The 516-nt window shown below is 46.3% G+C and carries 1 protein-coding gene; it reads right to left on the bottom strand.

What is annotated here, in order from left to right:
- Positions 1–516: Ig-like domain-containing protein (locus OQJ75_RS22460; protein WP_266067295.1), on the bottom strand; the 516-nt coding region annotated here is incomplete at both ends.

Here is a 516-nt window from a genome sequence, read left to right as displayed (position 1 = left end):
GACCAATCAGAGTCCACTCGCCACCGGAAACTATCGCTGTATAATTTTCTGACTTACCATCAACATCGGTGATGGTGATTGACACTGTTTGGCCATCTTCAACATTGGTCACCGAGCCAACCAATGCGCCATTGATGACCTCGGCAGAGTTGTAATACTCGTCACCAAAGCCATCAAAATCGACACTGATGTCCGCCAGTGTATCTTTGACGATAATATCGCTAGAAGTAGCAGTATTACCGGCAACGTCCATAACCGTTGCTTCTAATGTTAGCGTGCCTTCAGCAAAACCTGAGTAATTCTGCCCCGTCAGGGTCCATTCGCCACCAGAAACTATCGCGGTATAATTTTCTGACTTACCATCGGCATCAGTGATGGTGATTGATATTGTCTGGCCATCTTCAACATTGGTCACCGTACCAACCAATGCGCCATTACTCACCTCTGCAGAGTTGTAATATTCATCACCAAAACCATCGAAATTGACACTGATGTCCGCCAGCGTGTCTTTAACGA

The organism is Vibrio sp. 14G-20 (assembly GCF_026241515.1).
Taxonomy (GTDB): Bacteria; Pseudomonadota; Gammaproteobacteria; order Enterobacterales; family Vibrionaceae; genus Vibrio.
Note: the sequence above shows the minus strand (reverse complement) of the source record. Positions and strands in the feature narration are given on the sequence as shown.